The sequence below is a fragment of the Vreelandella sp. 2A-K22 genome, from assembly GCF_054065485.1.
In genome coordinates, this window is sequence record NZ_JBSUGC010000001.1 from 189330 (window position 1) to 205398 (window position 16069).

The 16069-nt window shown below is 55.8% G+C and carries 16 protein-coding genes; 8 read left to right on the forward strand and 8 right to left on the reverse strand.

Annotation, left to right across the window (positions count from 1 at the left end; translation table 11 throughout):
• Positions 1–4: 4 nt before the first annotated feature.
• Complete coding sequence (locus ACW17M_RS00890) at positions 5–466, reverse strand: tripartite tricarboxylate transporter TctB family protein (protein ID WP_457546741.1); 462 nt, start codon at positions 464–466, stop codon at positions 5–7.
• Between the two features lie 55 nt (positions 467–521).
• Positions 522–1508: a Bug family tripartite tricarboxylate transporter substrate binding protein gene (locus ACW17M_RS00895; protein WP_230804246.1), complete on the reverse strand. Its 987-nt coding sequence runs from the start codon at positions 1506–1508 to the stop codon at positions 522–524.
• A gap of 500 nt (positions 1509–2008) precedes the next feature.
• Between ACW17M_RS00895 and ACW17M_RS00900 the strand changes: the two genes are divergently transcribed.
• Genes ACW17M_RS00900 through ACW17M_RS00910 form a run of 3 tightly spaced genes read left to right on the forward strand, consistent with a single transcriptional unit; the run spans position 2009 to position 4087 of the window.
• A complete protein-coding gene (locus ACW17M_RS00900; RefSeq protein ID WP_457546742.1) occupies positions 2009–2173 on the forward strand; it encodes a hypothetical protein in 165 nt (54 codons plus the stop codon).
• 46 nt (positions 2174–2219) lie between these two features.
• Positions 2220–3104 carry an isocitrate lyase/PEP mutase family protein gene (locus tag ACW17M_RS00905; RefSeq protein ID WP_457546743.1) on the forward strand — a complete coding sequence of 295 codons (885 nt, stop codon included), beginning with the start codon at positions 2220–2222 and terminating at the stop codon, positions 3102–3104.
• Positions 3101–4087 (forward strand): C-terminal binding protein, encoded by a 987-nt coding sequence (locus tag ACW17M_RS00910; RefSeq protein ID WP_161463594.1) that lies wholly within the window; start codon positions 3101–3103, stop codon positions 4085–4087. The genes ACW17M_RS00905 and ACW17M_RS00910 overlap by 4 nt, the downstream gene beginning before the upstream one ends.
• Here the strand turns inward: ACW17M_RS00910 and ACW17M_RS00915 are convergent.
• The 6 genes from ACW17M_RS00915 to ACW17M_RS00940 all read right to left on the reverse strand — a co-directional run bounded on the left by ACW17M_RS00915 (position 4077) and on the right by ACW17M_RS00940 (position 10669).
• Positions 4077–4790, reverse strand: a complete 714-nt coding sequence (locus ACW17M_RS00915; protein WP_159177793.1) for a GntR family transcriptional regulator — start codon at positions 4788–4790, stop codon at positions 4077–4079. The genes ACW17M_RS00910 and ACW17M_RS00915 overlap by 11 nt on opposite strands.
• A gap of 198 nt (positions 4791–4988) precedes the next feature.
• The gene (locus ACW17M_RS00920) at positions 4989–5864 is read right to left on the reverse strand and encodes a shikimate dehydrogenase family protein (protein ID WP_457546744.1); all 876 of its coding nucleotides are present in this window, start codon (positions 5862–5864) and stop codon (positions 4989–4991) included.
• Positions 5861–7747: a bifunctional sugar phosphate isomerase/epimerase/4-hydroxyphenylpyruvate dioxygenase family protein gene (locus ACW17M_RS00925; protein WP_457546745.1), complete on the reverse strand. Its 1887-nt coding sequence runs from the start codon at positions 7745–7747 to the stop codon at positions 5861–5863. Before ACW17M_RS00925 ends, ACW17M_RS00920 begins: the two co-directional genes overlap by 4 nt.
• Before the next feature lie 28 nt (positions 7748–7775).
• Positions 7776–9041: a TRAP transporter large permease gene (locus ACW17M_RS00930; protein WP_009286280.1), complete on the reverse strand. Its 1266-nt coding sequence runs from the start codon at positions 9039–9041 to the stop codon at positions 7776–7778.
• Positions 9038–9535 carry a TRAP transporter small permease gene (locus tag ACW17M_RS00935; protein ID WP_457546746.1) on the reverse strand — a complete coding sequence of 166 codons (498 nt, stop codon included), beginning with the start codon at positions 9533–9535 and terminating at the stop codon, positions 9038–9040. Before ACW17M_RS00935 ends, ACW17M_RS00930 begins: the two co-directional genes overlap by 4 nt.
• An 87-nt stretch (positions 9536–9622) precedes the next feature.
• A complete protein-coding gene (locus tag ACW17M_RS00940; protein WP_457546747.1) occupies positions 9623–10669 on the reverse strand; it encodes a DctP family TRAP transporter solute-binding subunit in 1047 nt (348 codons plus the stop codon).
• A gap of 168 nt (positions 10670–10837) precedes the next feature.
• Here ACW17M_RS00940 and ACW17M_RS00945 point away from each other — a divergent pair, with 168 nt between their 5' ends.
• The 5 genes from ACW17M_RS00945 to pcaF all read left to right on the forward strand — a co-directional run bounded on the left by ACW17M_RS00945 (position 10838) and on the right by pcaF (position 16067).
• Positions 10838–11503 (forward strand): TetR/AcrR family transcriptional regulator, encoded by a 666-nt coding sequence (locus ACW17M_RS00945; RefSeq protein ID WP_161463591.1) that lies wholly within the window; start codon positions 10838–10840, stop codon positions 11501–11503.
• Positions 11504–11701: 198 nt separating this feature from the next.
• The gene (locus tag ACW17M_RS00950) at positions 11702–13030 is read left to right on the forward strand and encodes a class-II fumarase/aspartase family protein (protein ID WP_457546748.1); all 1329 of its coding nucleotides are present in this window, start codon (positions 11702–11704) and stop codon (positions 13028–13030) included.
• A 201-nt stretch (positions 13031–13231) separates the two neighbouring features.
• Entirely contained in the window at positions 13232–14065 is an 834-nt protein-coding gene (locus ACW17M_RS00955) for a CoA transferase subunit A (protein ID WP_161463589.1), read from the forward strand.
• Positions 14065–14838, forward strand: coding sequence for a CoA-transferase subunit beta (locus tag ACW17M_RS00960; RefSeq protein WP_089691070.1), 774 nt, complete (start codon positions 14065–14067; stop codon positions 14836–14838). The genes ACW17M_RS00955 and ACW17M_RS00960 overlap by 1 nt, the downstream gene beginning before the upstream one ends.
• 26 nt (positions 14839–14864) lie before the next feature.
• The gene (gene pcaF / locus ACW17M_RS00965) at positions 14865–16067 is read left to right on the forward strand and encodes a 3-oxoadipyl-CoA thiolase (protein WP_161463645.1); all 1203 of its coding nucleotides are present in this window, start codon (positions 14865–14867) and stop codon (positions 16065–16067) included.
• The last annotated feature ends 2 nt before the right edge of the window (positions 16068–16069 follow it).

Sequence of the window (16069 nt, forward strand, 5' to 3'; positions counted from 1 at the left end):
TTCCCTAAATAAAAGATCCTGATGGAAGCGGGACACGTAGCTGATGCGATAGCAAATAATAAACCAGCATCACAAAGGTCGCAGCAATCCCAAGCATGAATGGCTTACGGTGCCCTTCTAACCATAGTAATGCGGTGACCAGTAAAATTCCCCCTAATACAAAGCCAACTGTTTCAATCCAAAGAGCGAATAACATGCCGCCCACAATTACGACTGAGAAACTTAGTATTCGTGCTTTTTTTAACCATCCTTCATTTACTGCTATGAAAGGTGTTTTTTTCCTTGATTTGAAATATTGGATAGCTATTAAAATACCTCCAAGAAGAAAGCCGCTACCAATTAAAGTCGGGAAAGTAGAGGGACCTACCATTTGGCCAGGCATCTCAGGAAACGTGTTAGCATGAGAAATAATTAACAGGCCAGCAATAATAAATACTGCTCCCAGTATTACATCATTGAATTTCATACTTTTATTATCCAAAATTAAAAAGGGTACATTAAATTTAATGTACCCTTCCGTATTATTTTACAATGCCCAAAGATTCTAATGTTTGGCCTATGTTTTGGTCAGAGGTTTCCATAAATTCTACGAAGTCATCACCTTCCAGCCATAAGGTTTCATAGCCCCGATTTTCCATAAACTCTAAATAAGTAGGATCGCTCACCACAGCGCTCATACTCTCTTGTAGTGTTTCAATGATCGCCTCATCAACCCCGGCTGGTGCCACCAAACCGCGCCAAGAACCAAAAGACCAATCCTGACCAGTGGCTTCTTCAAACGTAGGCAGTTCTGGTGATGCCGGGGATCTGTCTGTATTAAGTAACACGAGCGGTTTAATGAGCCCAGCGTCCATCAGTGCACGTGCCTCAGGCATTGAAGCGGCGGCAAAGTCAATTCCTCCTGCTGCAAGGTCTTGGAGACCAGGCGCAGCTCCCTCAGACGGAACCCAGGCAACCTTATCGGCAGGTATATCCGAAGCCAGAAGCATCCCGGCAGTTGCAATATGATTTACGCCCCCTTGCGCCGATCCACTGGCTTTCAGTTCACGATGGCTGGATGAGCGGATATCGCTTAATAAGTCTTCGATATTTTCATAGTTACTTCTAGATGATACAAAAATGGCAGCAGGGTCAGCGTTATAAAGCCCAATAGGTGAAAAATCTTTATAACTGAGTTCTGTCAGGCCTTGATAATGCATGCCGCCGATTTCTAACGTGGCGACCCCGATGGTATAGCCATCTGCTTCAGCATTGGCAATAGCTGAGTGGCCCACAACGCCAGAGCCACCTGTGCGGTTAATGACGGGAACAGGTACGCCAAGATTTTCTTTTAGCAATACGGCAATCATGCGTGCCGTCGCATCCGTACCACCGCCAGCTCCCCAAGGAACAATAAGATTGATGGGTTTATCCGGCCAACTGTCGGCTTGCAGTGGTGATGATACAAGAACCATCAACGAGGCAAAACTGAGTACTTTGCATAGGCGGCTTTTCTTTAAATGAGTCATCACATGCTCTCACATTGTTATGGATATCTTGTTGTATGTAACACGCAACACTTCAGTTCAAAAGGCGAGGCGCGTCAAGCTTTAATGGAACTCTTTGTCTTAGCCAAAAGTATTAAATAAATACAAGCAACTGTTTTTATTGATTAATTTTTCATGTCCTGTTTGTGAACACTGATAGTTTTAGCAGAAATATATTGAGCTTTACGTGCAGCAAAACGCTATTTCCTCGCCAATAGCGAGCCTCCATATTCCCTGTCGAGGCGAATAAGCGTAAGTAGTCAGCTTTTATATCGCTCGCCTAATTTTTTTCAGCGCTTTAGTAAAACTTTTCCTTGACGGTATCTGCCTCGGTTGTTGTATGTTGTATGTAACACTCTACATAAACAAGATGGCGGTGTGCTTACGGCACCTGTTTTCGGATTTGGAGGAGCTATTGCCGCAATGCATCGCAATATGCATATCGGTTTCGAGCTGGCGCACCACCGTCGTTACGACGAGCGATGCTGGCATTGGTCAATGGACTGGTTGTGGTGGTCTGCGCGCTATTCATGACGGGGGTGATACAGCAATTCAGTATCGCATTTGCCGCTGCCGCTGAATGGCTGCTACTGGACGCCCCTTATGCCACCGGCGAGGTGCTGCGCATTGCCGGAGGGCGACGCTAACACTGGCATGCTTACACAGAAAATCTTTACGAAAAAAGGTATCCCAATGACGGAAAGAACACCGATCACTCAGGCATCATTGCTTAAATCAATGATTGCCAGGGGCGATATTATCGCTGCTCCTGGCGCCCCCGACTCTCTATCGGCGCGCTTGGTCGAGCGAGCAGGCTTCCCCGCTATCTATATGACGGGCTTTGGTGCCACTGCCAGTCGTTTGGGGATGCCCGATATTGGGCTTTTATCCCAGACTGAGATGACCGAGCACGCCCGTAATATGGTGCGCGCTGTCAATATCCCCATCATCGCCGATGCCGATACCGGCTATGGCGGGCCAAGCAACATTTACCGCACCGTGCAGGAATACCTGCAAGCCGGGGTCGCCGCGATCCATTTGGAGGATCAAGAGGCGCCTAAACGCTGTGGCCAGCGAGCGGGTGTACGCTTGATCGATGCCGATGCCAATGTACGACGTTTAAAAGGCGCCATCGCCGCACGTGGTAGCCAAGATATGCTGATCATTGGTCGCACTGATGCGATGCCTGCCGCAGGGCCCGAGGAAGCGATTCGCCGGGCGAAAATGTATCAGGATGCTGGTGTCGACCTGGTGTTTGTCGATGGCATTAAAACCATCGCCGAAATTGAGGCCGTCGCTAAATCTGTCGAAGGGCCTAAGGTCGTGTCGATCGTGGATGGCAACGAAACGGTCAAGCTGAACCAGGCGGCACTGCAGGAAATGGGGTTCTCGGTCGTTTTTTATGCCGTCACCCTACTGTTTACCGCGAGCAAGGCCATGGAGAACGCGTTGGTTCGCCTGCGCGAGGACGGTACTCCAGCGAATGTCGGTGATCAGCATAACTACAGCCAGTTCACCGACATCGTAAACCAGGACTTCTTTAATGCCTTTGATGACCAGTATGGAGCGCGTTCATGAACCCCAAGATTGTCGTTACCGATTTTGAATTTCCCGATTTAGCGCCTGAGCGAGCGGTCATTGAAGCGGCTGGTTTTCAGTTAATCGAAGCTCAGTGCAAGACAGAAGCCGAGGCCATCGCTGCCTGCGCCGATGCGGATGCCATTATTAATCAGTATTGCCAACTGACAGCAGGGGTAATCGATAAACTAGAGCGTTGTCAGGTTATCTCTCGTTACGGTATTGGGCTGAACACTATTGATGTGTCGCGTGCCACCGAATCTGGCATCTATGTTGCCAATGTGCCAGACGGCTCATTGGAAGAGGTATCGGATCATGCGATTGCACTCATGATGGCGCTGAAACGAGGCATTGGCACCTATGATCGAGCCTTAAGAGCAGGTACATGGGACTACACCGTTGCCAAGCCACTATCGCGGTTACGTGGGCAAACATTGGGCTTTCTTAGCTTCGGTCAAATTGCTCAGCGTATGGCACACAAGATGTCGAATTTTGGTTTGCGTATTATTGCGCATGACCCATACGCCGATGTAGCTGTTGCGAAGGCCGCAGGTGTTGAGCTGGTGACTTACGACAAGTTAATCGCTGAATCCGATATCTTGTCAGTACATGTTCCGCTGACCGATGAAACCCGGCACATGATTTCGGATGAACAGTTTGCGGCGATGAAGCCCACGGCGCTAATGCTTAACACCGCCCGCGGCCCAGTGGTTGACGAGGATGCGCTGGTACGTGCACTGAAAGGTGGCCAAATTGCAGGCGCAGGGCTCGATGTGTTTGAAGCCGAACCTATTGGCGCTGATCACCCGCTATTATCGCTGCCCAATGTTATTACTAGCCCGCATTGCGCTTGGTATTCAGAAGGTAGCGAGTTCGAGATTCGCTCAAAGACTGCGCAGAACATCGTCGACGTATTGCAGGGACGTGAGCCGACTTATCTCGCTAATCCGTCCGTCCGCGATATCCTTCGCGTTAAAGCCTGACGGTGGATCGAGCCGGTGCAGAGGCATCATGATCCGTTTCGGATAAGCGTTCGACGGCAACGAGTTGAGTGCGGTGAACATGCGTTTTCAGCACTCTCTCAAACCTAGCCATGTCCTGTTGTTTTAGAGCATCGATGATGTCGCCATGTTCAGTATAGCTGGCCTCGCGGCGCTCTTCCCTGGCCGCTGTCAGTACGGTTCGGATTGTCGCTAGTCGTGCTTCGACCAGCATATAGGCGTCCTGTACCAATGCGTTGGAACAGTGTTGGAAGAATGCTTTGTGAAAGGCGGTATCCAGTGCGGCATAGCGCCGGGTGTCACCGCTTTTATGAGCGCTGGCCATTTCATCGAACAGCCCTTGAAGAGTTTGAATCAATGTCTCACCTCCGCCTCGCATGGCGAGGGTGCAGGCTTCACGCTCTAGCATTTCACGGTATTCGCACAGCTGACCTATGTCGACGATCGTAGGATTGAAGACAAAACTACCTCGCTTGGGACGGATTTCAACCAAGCCTGTAAATTGCAGTGCGTTTAGCGCATCGCGTACCGGCGAGCGGCTGACACCAAACGTTTCGGCGAGCGACTCTTCTGAGATTTTCTCACCCAAGGTGAACTCACCAGACACAATAGCATCACGAATCCGCTCCATAACAAGTGTTGCCAGGGACTGGGGGCGCTGGATCTTAAGAGGTTTGGGAGCCATAGGTATTCCGCACAGTGGGTGGTGACTGCATCTAGTATGTAAAGTACCACACACCGTAAATCTAAATATAGTTGTGTCGTTTTGTTTCAACTTGGGAGAATTTGATATGGACACCACGGATAACGCGTTCAATACAGAGTTAAAGGGTACGGTTGCCATCATTACAGGAGCAGGTGGTGGCATTGGCGAGGCCCTTGCTTATGAGTTAGAGCGCTGTGGTGCGACTAACTGCTCGATATAATGCGTACGCAGCGGTATTACATGCGGGTCGATCTGTTCAGAGGCGATGCAATCGGCGGTGAAGAAGCGAAACGCATCCACGCCCTGGAACACAAATAGATCAACACCCGACAGTGTTTTGGCGCCCGCCTGATGGGCGGCGTTTAACAGCTCGGTGTGGGCGGGGATGTAAACCGCATCGAAGACCCAATGCTGGGCACCCAGCCCGGCGGTATCGATGGGGCAGCCGGGGTGATTGATATGGCCAATAGGTGAGCAGTTAACCACGCCCCGCCAATGAGGCAGTTCCTGCTGAGCCTGCTCTGGCGTGATGCACGTCGCCTTAATACCCATCGCGTTAAGATCACGGCTGAGGCTCTCTGCCCGGGCAGTGTCATGTTCAAGAATATTGATGTGGCTAACGGCAAGTTCTCCCAGCGCGCACGCTACCGCACGCCCAACGCCACCGGCGCCAATCAGCAGTACCTCACCCGCGGGCTGGCTACCGAATGAGTGGCGGTAGGCGCTGATAAAACCGGTGTAATCGGTGTTTTCAGCGCGCAGCCCCTCAGCGTCAAACAGTAGAGTGTTGGCGGTGCCTACCCGCCGTACGCCTTCACCGCGGATATCGGCGAGCTGTGCGGCTTTTTCCTTGAAGGGGAACGTAACGTTGGTGCCCCGGTACCCCTCGTCACGCAGCCTTCGTATCGCGCTGGAAAAATCAAAATCCGTCGCTCCCCGGCTATCGACTAAATCGTAGCGTACCGGCTCGCCCAACGACGCACCCAGGCGCTCGTGCAAATCGGGAGATTGCGATTTAGCAATGCCTTCGCCTACCAGTCCAAGTTTGATCATGTTTGGCTCTCTCCCGAGTCGTGGTTTGGCGTTTCTTGGGCAATACCATCAATTTCCGCTTCCAAGCGCTGCTGCGCGGTGACGCGCACAAAAGCATTCGGCGCACCCAGCCCTTGGTACCCTTCACGCTGCACCAGCTCACAGAAGAACGCCTGGCGGCCGGGTTGGGTATACAGCTGATGGAAGTCACCGTCGCTGTCCTGATCAAAGAGGATGTGGTGCGCTTGCATCCATTGCAGGGTTTGCGCTGGCAGGTCGAAGCGCGCGGCCAGGTCGCGGTAGTAATTCCCGGGGATTGGCAGTACCGGCGTGCCCGCCTGCTGCAGCGCAGCGCTGGTGTCGCGCATGGCGCTGGTGCGCAGGGCGACATGGTGAATCCCCGAGCCGCCGTATTGGCGCACAAAACGGTTGCTGGCGGTATCCGGCGAGGCACTGGCGTTAAGCGCCAGACGAAAGCGGCCGTTGTGGTTCTGCAGCACCTGGCTCTGGATCAGCCCGCGGGGATCGGTGACATCGAAGGAGGGCGTTGGCGCCAGCTGGAAAATAGCGCGGTACTGCAGCATCAGCGAGAGGTAGTCGTGGTAGGAGAGCGCCACGCTGATATGATCGATATCCACCAGCGCCCCCTGAGGAACCGGCTGCACATCGACAGGGAACTCGCGATCCCAGGTGCGGCTTAGCTGCGAGTCATCAATAATGTAGGAAAGGCTGCCATCCACATTGCGCAGTGCACTCATGCGGTGGCTGGCACCCACCTCTTCGGGCTCGACAATATCGTAGCCAAGCTTGTCCGCCCGCTTGAACGCTTCATAGGCGTTGCCTACGCGTAGGCCAATGGCAGTGATGGCGGTAGCGTCGCGCCCCGGCACACGGCCGGTGAAACTCGCGTCAGTGTTGAGCACCAGATTAACCTCGCCCGCAGCCCAGCGCTCGGCGTTAAGCGTGTGGTGGCGCCCCACGCAGGCCATACCCAACGCACTGAGCAGCTCGCGCAGCGGTGCTAAATCCGCAGGCTCAACGGCGATTTCCAGAAAGGCGACCGACTCGATCGGCTGTGGTGCGGGAATGCCACTGTCGCCCTGCATGCTGCGTAGCAAGTGATAGGAACGCAGGCCGTCCCGGGCAGTTTGGTCGCTGTGCCCCATGCGAAAGACATCGTTAAAGATCTCGTGGGAGAGCGGGCCGTCGTAACGGGTCTCATCCAACATGGCCATGAATTTATCCATCTGCAGCTCACCCTGGCCGGGGAAGCAGCGGTAGTGGCGGCTCCACGACAGGTGATCCATGGAGAGACGCGGCGCATCGGCGGTCTGAACCAGAAAGATGCGATCCCCCGGAATGCGACCGATGGTGCCCAGCTCCGTCTGGCGGGAGAAAATATGGAAGGTATCCAGTACCAGGCCGACATTGGGGTGGGCTGCGCGGCGCACCACTTCCCAGCTGTCGCGGTAGTCGTGAATATGGCGGCCCCAGGCCAGTGCTTCATAGGCCACTCGCAGGTTACGCCGCGCGGCACGCTCGCCGAGCTCATAGTAGTCATCGGCGGCGCGGCTTAGTCCCGGTAGTGAGTCGGGATGAACGGTGCTGCATGCCATAAGCAGATCCGTGCCGAGCTCCTCCATCAGGTCAAACTTGTGCTCGGCGCGGTCAAAGGCCCGCTCCCGTGCGCGGCCCTGGAGACCCTCAAAATCGCGGAACGGCTGAAGCGTCACCAGCTTAAGGCCGCGGGAGCGAATCAACTCACCCGCTTCCCGCGGCGTGCCGGTGAACGCCGTGAGGTCATTTTCAAACAGCTCAAGCCCCTCAAAGCCGGCTTGAGCAATGGCGTCTACCTTCTCTTCCAGTGATCCGCTTAGGCAAACCGTGGCAATGGATGAGTACATGGCATCACGCTCCTTACATTGAGTAATATCAGTAACCCGCCAGGCGCGGCAGGAAAGTGACCAGCGCTGGTACGAAGGTAATCAGCAACAGAATCAAAAACTGCACGCCCAGCATCGGCAGAATGCGGCGGATAATCGGCCCCATTCCCACGCCGGAGACGGAGTCGGCAACAAACAGGCAGAGCCCCATGGGCGGTGTGATCAGCCCCATCATCAGGTTGAAGATCACCACGATGCCGAAGTGCAGCGGGTCGATACCCAGCGCCATGGCGATGGGGTGAAGGATGGGTACCAGTACCAAAATGGCCGCGATGCCCTCCAAAAACAGCCCCACCACCAGTAGCAGGAGAATGACGGCAATCAGGAAGGTCCACTGGGTGTCGATGCTCATCAGCGCCCACTCGGTGAGCATGTTGGGCACGCGCTCGAAGGTTAATACCCAGTTGGCTGCGGCAACGGCCCCCATGATGACCATGATCACGGCGCTGTCGCGCATGGCCCGGGCGAAGATGCCAGGCAGATTCACCAGTTTGATATTGCGGTAGAGCACCACGCCCAGAATCAGCGCGTAGACCACGGCAAAGGCCGCCGCCTCGGTGGGCGTGACGATACCGGCAAGAATGGCACCGACCACAAACACCGGCATCAGCGCGGGCAGCAGGCCGTGGAGAAGGGCGTGGCGGCGCGACTGCTGTTTTGACTGGGTGGCGCCAAGGTCACCAGCAAAAAAGTAGACGTAGATGGAGAGCCCCAATGCCAGCAAAAAGCCCGGCACGATACCAGCCAAGAACAGTCCCGGTACCGACACACCCGACACTGTCAGTGCATAGATAATCACCGGAATACTGGGTGGAATAATCGGGCCAATGACCGAAGAGGCAGCTGTGAGCGCAGCGGCAAAATCCCGGGGGTAGCCCTCTTTTTCCATTGACGGTATAAACACCCGCCCTAACGCGGAGGTGTCGGCAATCGCCGAACCGGAAAGACCCGCAAAAATCACCGAGGCCCAGATATTGACGTGTGCCAGCCCCGCCTTTAGGCGGCCGACAATGGCGGTGGCCAGGTTAATAATTCGATGGGTGATACCCGCTTCGTTCATCAGCTCGCCGGCCAGAATAAACAGCGGGATCGCCAGCAGTGGGAAGGACTCCATACCGCCGAAAAACTGCTGCGAGACGATACGGATGTGGTAGGGCAAATCGCCGGTACTCATTAACACCGTCAATGAGCCGAGGATGGCAAAGGCAAACGGCACCCCGAGCAGTACGAGGGCTAAAAGTAGTATAAAAATCATGATGAAGCCTCCTCACCACGCTGATCACACAGACGCAGCGCGCCCATTACCAGTGCAGAGAGACAGAGCAGCGCGCCACCGATGAGCATGGAGGCTTGAAACAGCCACATTGGCATTCCTGTGCTCGACGAGGTGCGGCCTCCGCGGGAGGCGATAAACTCACCGGCTGACACCATCAAGCCAATGCCCACTACTAGCACTATTAGGTCGACAGCCACGGCTTGCCAGCGCACCCAGCGCGGCGGCAGCAAGCGACGAATAAGGTCAAACCCGATGTGCTTGTCCTGTAGGTACGCCCAGGACATGCCAAACATCAGCCCGTAAATCATCAGGTAGATGGCGGTATCTTCTCCCCAGGTAATGGAGCCGCCAAAGGTGTATCGCGCAAAGGCATTGCCTGCGACCAGCAGAAAAATCAGCACCATGGCAAGCCCTGCCAAGCTGCCATTGAACAGGATCAGACCGCGGTGTAACCGGGCGAGAAGAGGAGACATAAGAGCACCTTCGATCGATAGTCAGGCACGCAGGGTTGCGAGTGAACCTCCGAAGGCCCACTCGCAAGCGCTTTGGTTCGGCGGGGATTAGAAGCGTGCGGAAGCCTCTTCCACAGCGGAAGAAAGGCGCTCGATCCACTCTGCGTTATCGCCAAGTTCTTCGGTCAGGTACGCCTGAACCGGTGGCTGGGCGGCTTCGCGGAAGGCTTCCATCTGCTCAGCAGTGGGCTGGGTGATCTCCATACCCTCTGCTTCCAGTTTGGTGATCCCCTCTGCCGAATTGAACTGCTGAATGGCACGGCCGGTAGTGCCGGCGACCACAGCGGCGCGCTTCACCGCGGCTTGCTCCTCTTCGCTAAGCGACTGAAATATCTCATCGTTGATCAGCAGGTGATCCACGCCGTAAACGTGACGATCCAGGGTCAAATAATCCTGAAACTCATAGAAGTTATTGCCGTAGATCACTGAGATGGGGTTCTCCTGGCCATCGACTACGCCGGTGGCAAGGGCCGTTGGCACCTCCCCCCAGGCGATGCCCTGAGGCTCTCCACCTAAAGCACTGACCATTTCCAAGTAGAGCGGAATAGTCTGCACGCGGAACTTCAGGCCCTGCATATCCTCAGGCGAGTTGATCGGGCGCACGGAGTTGGTGAAGTGGCGGAAGCCCGTTTCGCCGTAAGCCAGTGTGCGTAGGCCAGTCTGTTGCAAGCAGTGTTCGGCTAGTGCTGTACCAAACTCGCCGTCCATTACTTGCCACGCCACTGGCGCTGACGGGAAGGTGTAAGGGATATCCGTTACGGCGACCGCCGGGCAGAAATTAGCGTAGGCGCCGGAGACCATCGCAATGCTGATGGTGCCATCCTGGGCGCCTTCAATCAGCTCGGTTTCACCGCCTAGTGAGCCAGCGGGGTAGAGCTCCACGGTGAGATCAGTTTCGGCTTCCACCAGGTTTTTAAACACCTGACCAGCTGCGCCTTTTTTCGAAGTAGTCCAGTCATCTGGGTCAACGTGGGCGAAGCGTAGCGTCTGGGCAGAGGCGTTTGCGGCAGTCACTAGCGTGGCAGCGGCGATGGCGGCTGCTAGCGTGCGCTTCATGGACGTTTGTTTTAGTGCAAACAGTGGGTGTAGAGACATTGTTGTTGTCCTCTTATTGGGCCGTTGTCATGGGGTCTGGAGAAGCCTTCGGTCTTGGCGTGCTTGGCTCTTCCATCCTTTCCTGAGCAACAATGTACGAAATGGTACGTTCAGTCAAGCTATGGCATACTAGACAAAAGACGACCACGACAATAAAAGGCACGCTCTATGACAGCCCCTTCGACCAAGGCCAACCCCCCTGCCGCGCGGCGACGGCGTAAAAATGATCCCGAATCCGTGCGCGCCGATATTCTTGCGGTGGCTACCCGCGAATTCTCAGAAAAAGGCCTCTCTGGGGCCCGGATCGATGAGATCGCCGAGAAAACACGCGCCTCTAAGCGCATGATTTACTACTACTTTAATGATAAAGAGACGCTCTACCTACACACCTTGGAAGCCGCCTACCAGAAAGTGCGCCTGCAGGAGGCCGAGCTGGATCTTGACCACCTGGCCCCGCTCGAGGCGCTTAGCCGACTGGTGCGTTTTACCTTCTGCCACCACGCCAAAAACCCTGACTTTATTCGCCTGGTAATGATCGAAAATATTCATCATGGCCGCTTTTTAGCGCAGTCAGAGTTGATTCAATCACTCAATGCCGGGGTGATTGATGTACTCACCAACGTCTATATCCGCGGTGTAGAAGAGGGTTGTTTTCGTGAAGGCTTGGATCCTCGGGAACTGCACTGGCTGATTAGCGCGCTGTCGTTTTTCAATGTCTCAAACCAGCACACCTTTTCGCGGATTTTTGATTGGCACCAAGCCGCGCCAGAGAATCAGCAAAAATTAGAAGATCATGTTACCGATATGGTGCTGCGTTACGTGCGTCCTGAATAAGCAACGCCTCAATTGTAGTCACGAGTCAGCACATGTTGATCCGCAAGCTTGCCTTCCGAAGCAGGGCGACGCTTGTGAGTTCACGCCTACCTAGTTAACGTACAGTTCGAATAGCGAACATATGTACAATTTTGTCTTGAGCCATGCTTTTTGAGCTATTTTTAGGCTCAGGACAGCGTTAATAGGAAGCCTATCGCCATGCCCTCTGCATTTTTAAAACACCCTTTCATGAGCCAGCGAGCCGTTGCTGAGTGTGAAGATGACGCCATGGTGCGTGCCATGCTGGCCTTTGAGTTGGCTCTGGCCGAGGTTCAGGAAGCCAGCGGCGCCGTGCCTGGTGGCGTTAGCCAGCAAATGCGTGGGCAGCTTGAGAGCGCCAACGTTAATGTTGCTGAGATCTCCGAGGGTATCGCCAGCGGCGGCAATGTGGCGATTCCCTTCGTTAAACAGAGCCGTGCGCTGCTTGCCGATGAGATCAAGCGCTACTGGCATCAAGGCGCGACCAGCCAGGACGTGGTCGACTCTGCGCTGATGCTGCTGCTCAAGCCACGCTTAGCCGCACTAGACGATCTGCTATTGCGCTGCCGCTCGGCCGCGACGGCGCTGATGGATACTCATATCGACACGCCCATGGTGGGGCGCACCTTAATGCAGCAGGCGCTGCCGATCACCTTTGGGGTGAAGGTGGCTCACTGGGCAATTGGCCTGGAGCAAGCGCGCCGACGTTTATGCGCTGTTGAGCTTCCCGTGCAGTTTGGCGGTGCGGTGGGCGTGCACTCGGGTTGGGATAACCTCGGGCTTGAGTGGATGGACGCGCTAGCCGAGCGTTTAGGCTTGTCGGTGCCGGTGCTGCCCTGGCATACCGACCGCTACCCGATTCATGCCCTCGGCACGGCGTTAGATGCTGTTGCCGGAGCCGCTGAAAAAATCGCCCTGGATGTGTCGCTGCTCACTCAAACCGAGGTCGGCGAAGTCGCGGAACCTTCGGCACCAGGGATGGGGGAGTCGTCATCCATGCCCCATAAGCGTAACCCTGTACGCAGCGCGCTGATTCGCGGTGCAGCACGACAAGTGCATGGTCACACAAGCGTGTTGATCAACGCTGCCGCCCAACCCCTTGAACGTGGATTGGGCGAGTGGCATGCAGAGTGGGCACCGCTCATGGAAGGCGTTTTGTTGGTTGAAGGCGCGTTGGAGCAAGTGGCCGTGTTGCTGGAAGGACTCGAAGTCTACCCCGACAACATGTGGCGCAACCTGGCAGCCACCGGCGGCGGCATCATGGCCGAGCCAGTCGCACGTTTGCTGGCGCCTACGCTAGGCGTGGAGAAAGCTAAAGCGGTTAGCGCTGAAGCGGCAGAAACCTCACGCCGGGAAGCACGCCCCTATTCAGAGGTGCTTGCCGAACATTCTGATGTGAAAGGGACCGTAGACCCCGATGCGCTGCGTAATGCCTGCGACCCTGCTTTATACCTTGGTAGCAGCGCAGCCCAGGTCATGCGCGCCAGAAAATGGCTAGAAGCCCAATAAGCGTATTTAAAAACAAAGTGTTAAGTGCGGTTGTGAAATGGGTGATGGATTCGGTAGGTCGTTAGGCAGGCGCCGTTGGGTTTGACCCAATTAATGTTCAGCAGTAGATTGTTCGTATAGAGGATCTATGTTCGCTTAACGAACAACCTCCTGCAGTTCACTAACAAATACGCCAACGACTCGCTAAGAGAGGCACCCATCATGGCCGAGTTTCTCAGCTTGCATGACGCGGTAGCGCGCTACGTCCAAGACGGCGCCACCGTGGCCATGGAAGGTTTTACCCACCTGATTCCGTTTGCCGCCGGTCACGAAGTGATCCGCCAGAAGAAGCGTGACCTGACGCTGATCCGCATGACCCCGGATATCATCTACGATCAGATGATTGGCGCGGGCTGCGCTAAAAAGGTGATCTTCTCCTGGGGCGGTAATCCCGGCGTGGGCTCGCTGCACCGCCTGCGCGATGCGGTTGAGAAAGGCTGGCCGCGTAAGATCGAGATTCTGGAGCATAGCCACGCGGCCATGGCCTGCGCCTTTGAAGCGGGCGCCGCCGGGCTGCCGCTGGCGGTTTTTCGCGGCTATATCGGCAGCGAGCTGCCCAGCGTCAACGATCAAATCAAATTCATCGAGTGCCCGTTTACCGGCGAACGCCTAGCCGCCGTGCCGTCGGTGCGCCCGGATGTCTCGATTATCCACGCCCAGCGGGCGGATCGTCAGGGTAATGTGCTGGTAGAGGGTATCGTGGGTGTGCAGAAAGAGGCGGTACTAGCGGCCAAGCACAGTATCGTCACGGTAGAGGAGATCGTCGATGACCTCAACGCCCATCCTAACGCCTGCGTGATTCCCAGCTGGGCCATCAGCGCCATTGCGGTGGCCGAGAAAGGCGCACTGCCCTCCTATACCCACGGCTATTACGGCCGCAGCAACCGCTTCTATAAAGAGTGGGATGCCATCGCTCGCGATCGCGACACCTTTACCCAGTGGCTCGACGACAACGTCTTTAACGCTGTTAAAAATCATGCAGAGGAGAACAGCTAATGAGTCTCGAATATACCTCTTCTGAAATGATGTCGGTGACCGCCGCACGGGCGCTGGAAAATGGCATGACCTGCTTTGTGGGTATCGGACTGCCCTCGGAAGCCGCCAACCTGGCACGGCTGACCCACGCCCCTGATGTGGTGCTGATTTATGAGTCCGGCACGCTGCAAACCAAGCCCGATATTCTGCCGCTCTCCATCGGTGACGGTGAGCTGTGCGAATCAGCGCTGACCACCGTAGCGGTGCCGGAGATGTTTCGCTACTGGCTGCAGGGCGGCAAAGTCGACGTGGGCTTTTTAGGCACCGCGCAAATCGACCGCTTTGCTAACCTTAACACCACGCTGATCGGCGATTACAAAGCGCCCAAGGTTCGCCTGCCAGGCGGCGGCGGTGCGCCGGAAATTGCCACCAACGCCGGTGAAGTGTTTATCACCCTGAAACACTCCAAGCGTGCCTTTGTGAAAGATGTCGATTTCGTCACCACACTAGGCTTTGGCCGCGACGGCAAAGGGCGCGATAACGTACCTAATATCGGCAAAGGCCCCACCCGGGTAATCACCGACCTGTGCGTGATGAAGCCCGACCCGGAAAGCAAAGAGCTGGTAGTGGTGTCACTGCATCCAGGTGTCAGCCGCGAAGACGTGATTGAGGCGACCGGCTGGGAGATTCGCTTTGCCGAACAGCTTGAGAGCACACCAGAGCCCAGCGAAAACGAGCTGACGATTTTACGTGAGCTCAAAGCGCGCACTGAGCGGGCCCACGCGGACGCATAAAGGAGCTATTTATGAGCGATGTTGTTATGCAAGACGTCTTTCTATGTCATCCCCGCCGCACCGCCGTGGGACGCTTTGGTGGAACCCTGGCCAGCGTGCGCCCGGATGATTTTGCTGCAACGATTTTTAAAGCCGTACTGGCAGAAGCGCCGGATCTCGACCCTGCTGCCATTGAAGAAGTCTTTATGGGCTGCGCCAACCAGGCCGGCGAAGATAACCGCAACGTAGCGCGGATGTCGTCGCTCCTGGCGGGTATTCCTACCTCAGTGCCCGGCACGACCATGAATCGCCTCTGCGGCTCGGGTATGGACGCGGTGGGCACGGCGTTTCGCGCCATTAAAGCGGGTGAGATGGAGCTGGCGCTGGCCGGCGGCGTGGAGTCCATGTCTCGCGCGCCCTACGTGATGGGCAAGGCCGATAGCGCTTTCGCCCGCAATCAAAAACTCGAAGACACCACCATTGGCTGGCGCTTGATCAACCCACTGATGAAGAAAGCCTACGGCATTGATTCCATGCCGGAGACCGCAGAGAACGTCGCCGAGCAGTTCAATATCTCCCGGGAAGACCAGGATGCCTTTGCCCTGCGCTCCCAGCAGAAGGCCGCTGCCGCTCAAAAAGCCGGGCGCTTTGCCCAGGAGATCACCGCCATCGAGATCCCGCGCCGCAAGCAGGAGCCGCTGATCTTTGACCAGGATGAGCATCTGCGGGAAACCACGTTGGAAAAACTGGCAGGTTTGCCCACGCCTTTCCGTGAAGGCGGCAGCGTTACCGCGGGCAACGCTTCTGGCGTCAACGACGGTGCGGCGGCGATGCTGGTGGCCAGCGAAGCGGCGGTCAAACAGCATGGTCTTAAGCCGATGGCGAAAATCATCGGCATGGCCACAGCAGGCGTAGAGCCGCGCATTATGGGCTATGGCCCGGTACCGGCAGTGCAGAAACTGCTCAAGCGCACGGGTATTTCGATGGATGAGATCGATGTGTTTGAGTTTAACGAAGCGTTCGCCGCCCAGGCCTTGGCGTGTATGCGCGACCTCGGTCTTAAAGACGACGACCCTCGCGTCAACCCGAACGGTGGCGCGATTGCGCTGGGGCACCCGTTGGGTATGTCCGGAGCCCGCCTGTTGTTGACCGCCGCCCATGAGCTGCAAAACAGCGGCAAGCGCTATGCGCTGTGCACCATGTGCGTTGGGGTGGGTCAGGGTATCGCTACGTTGATTGAACGCGTTTAACG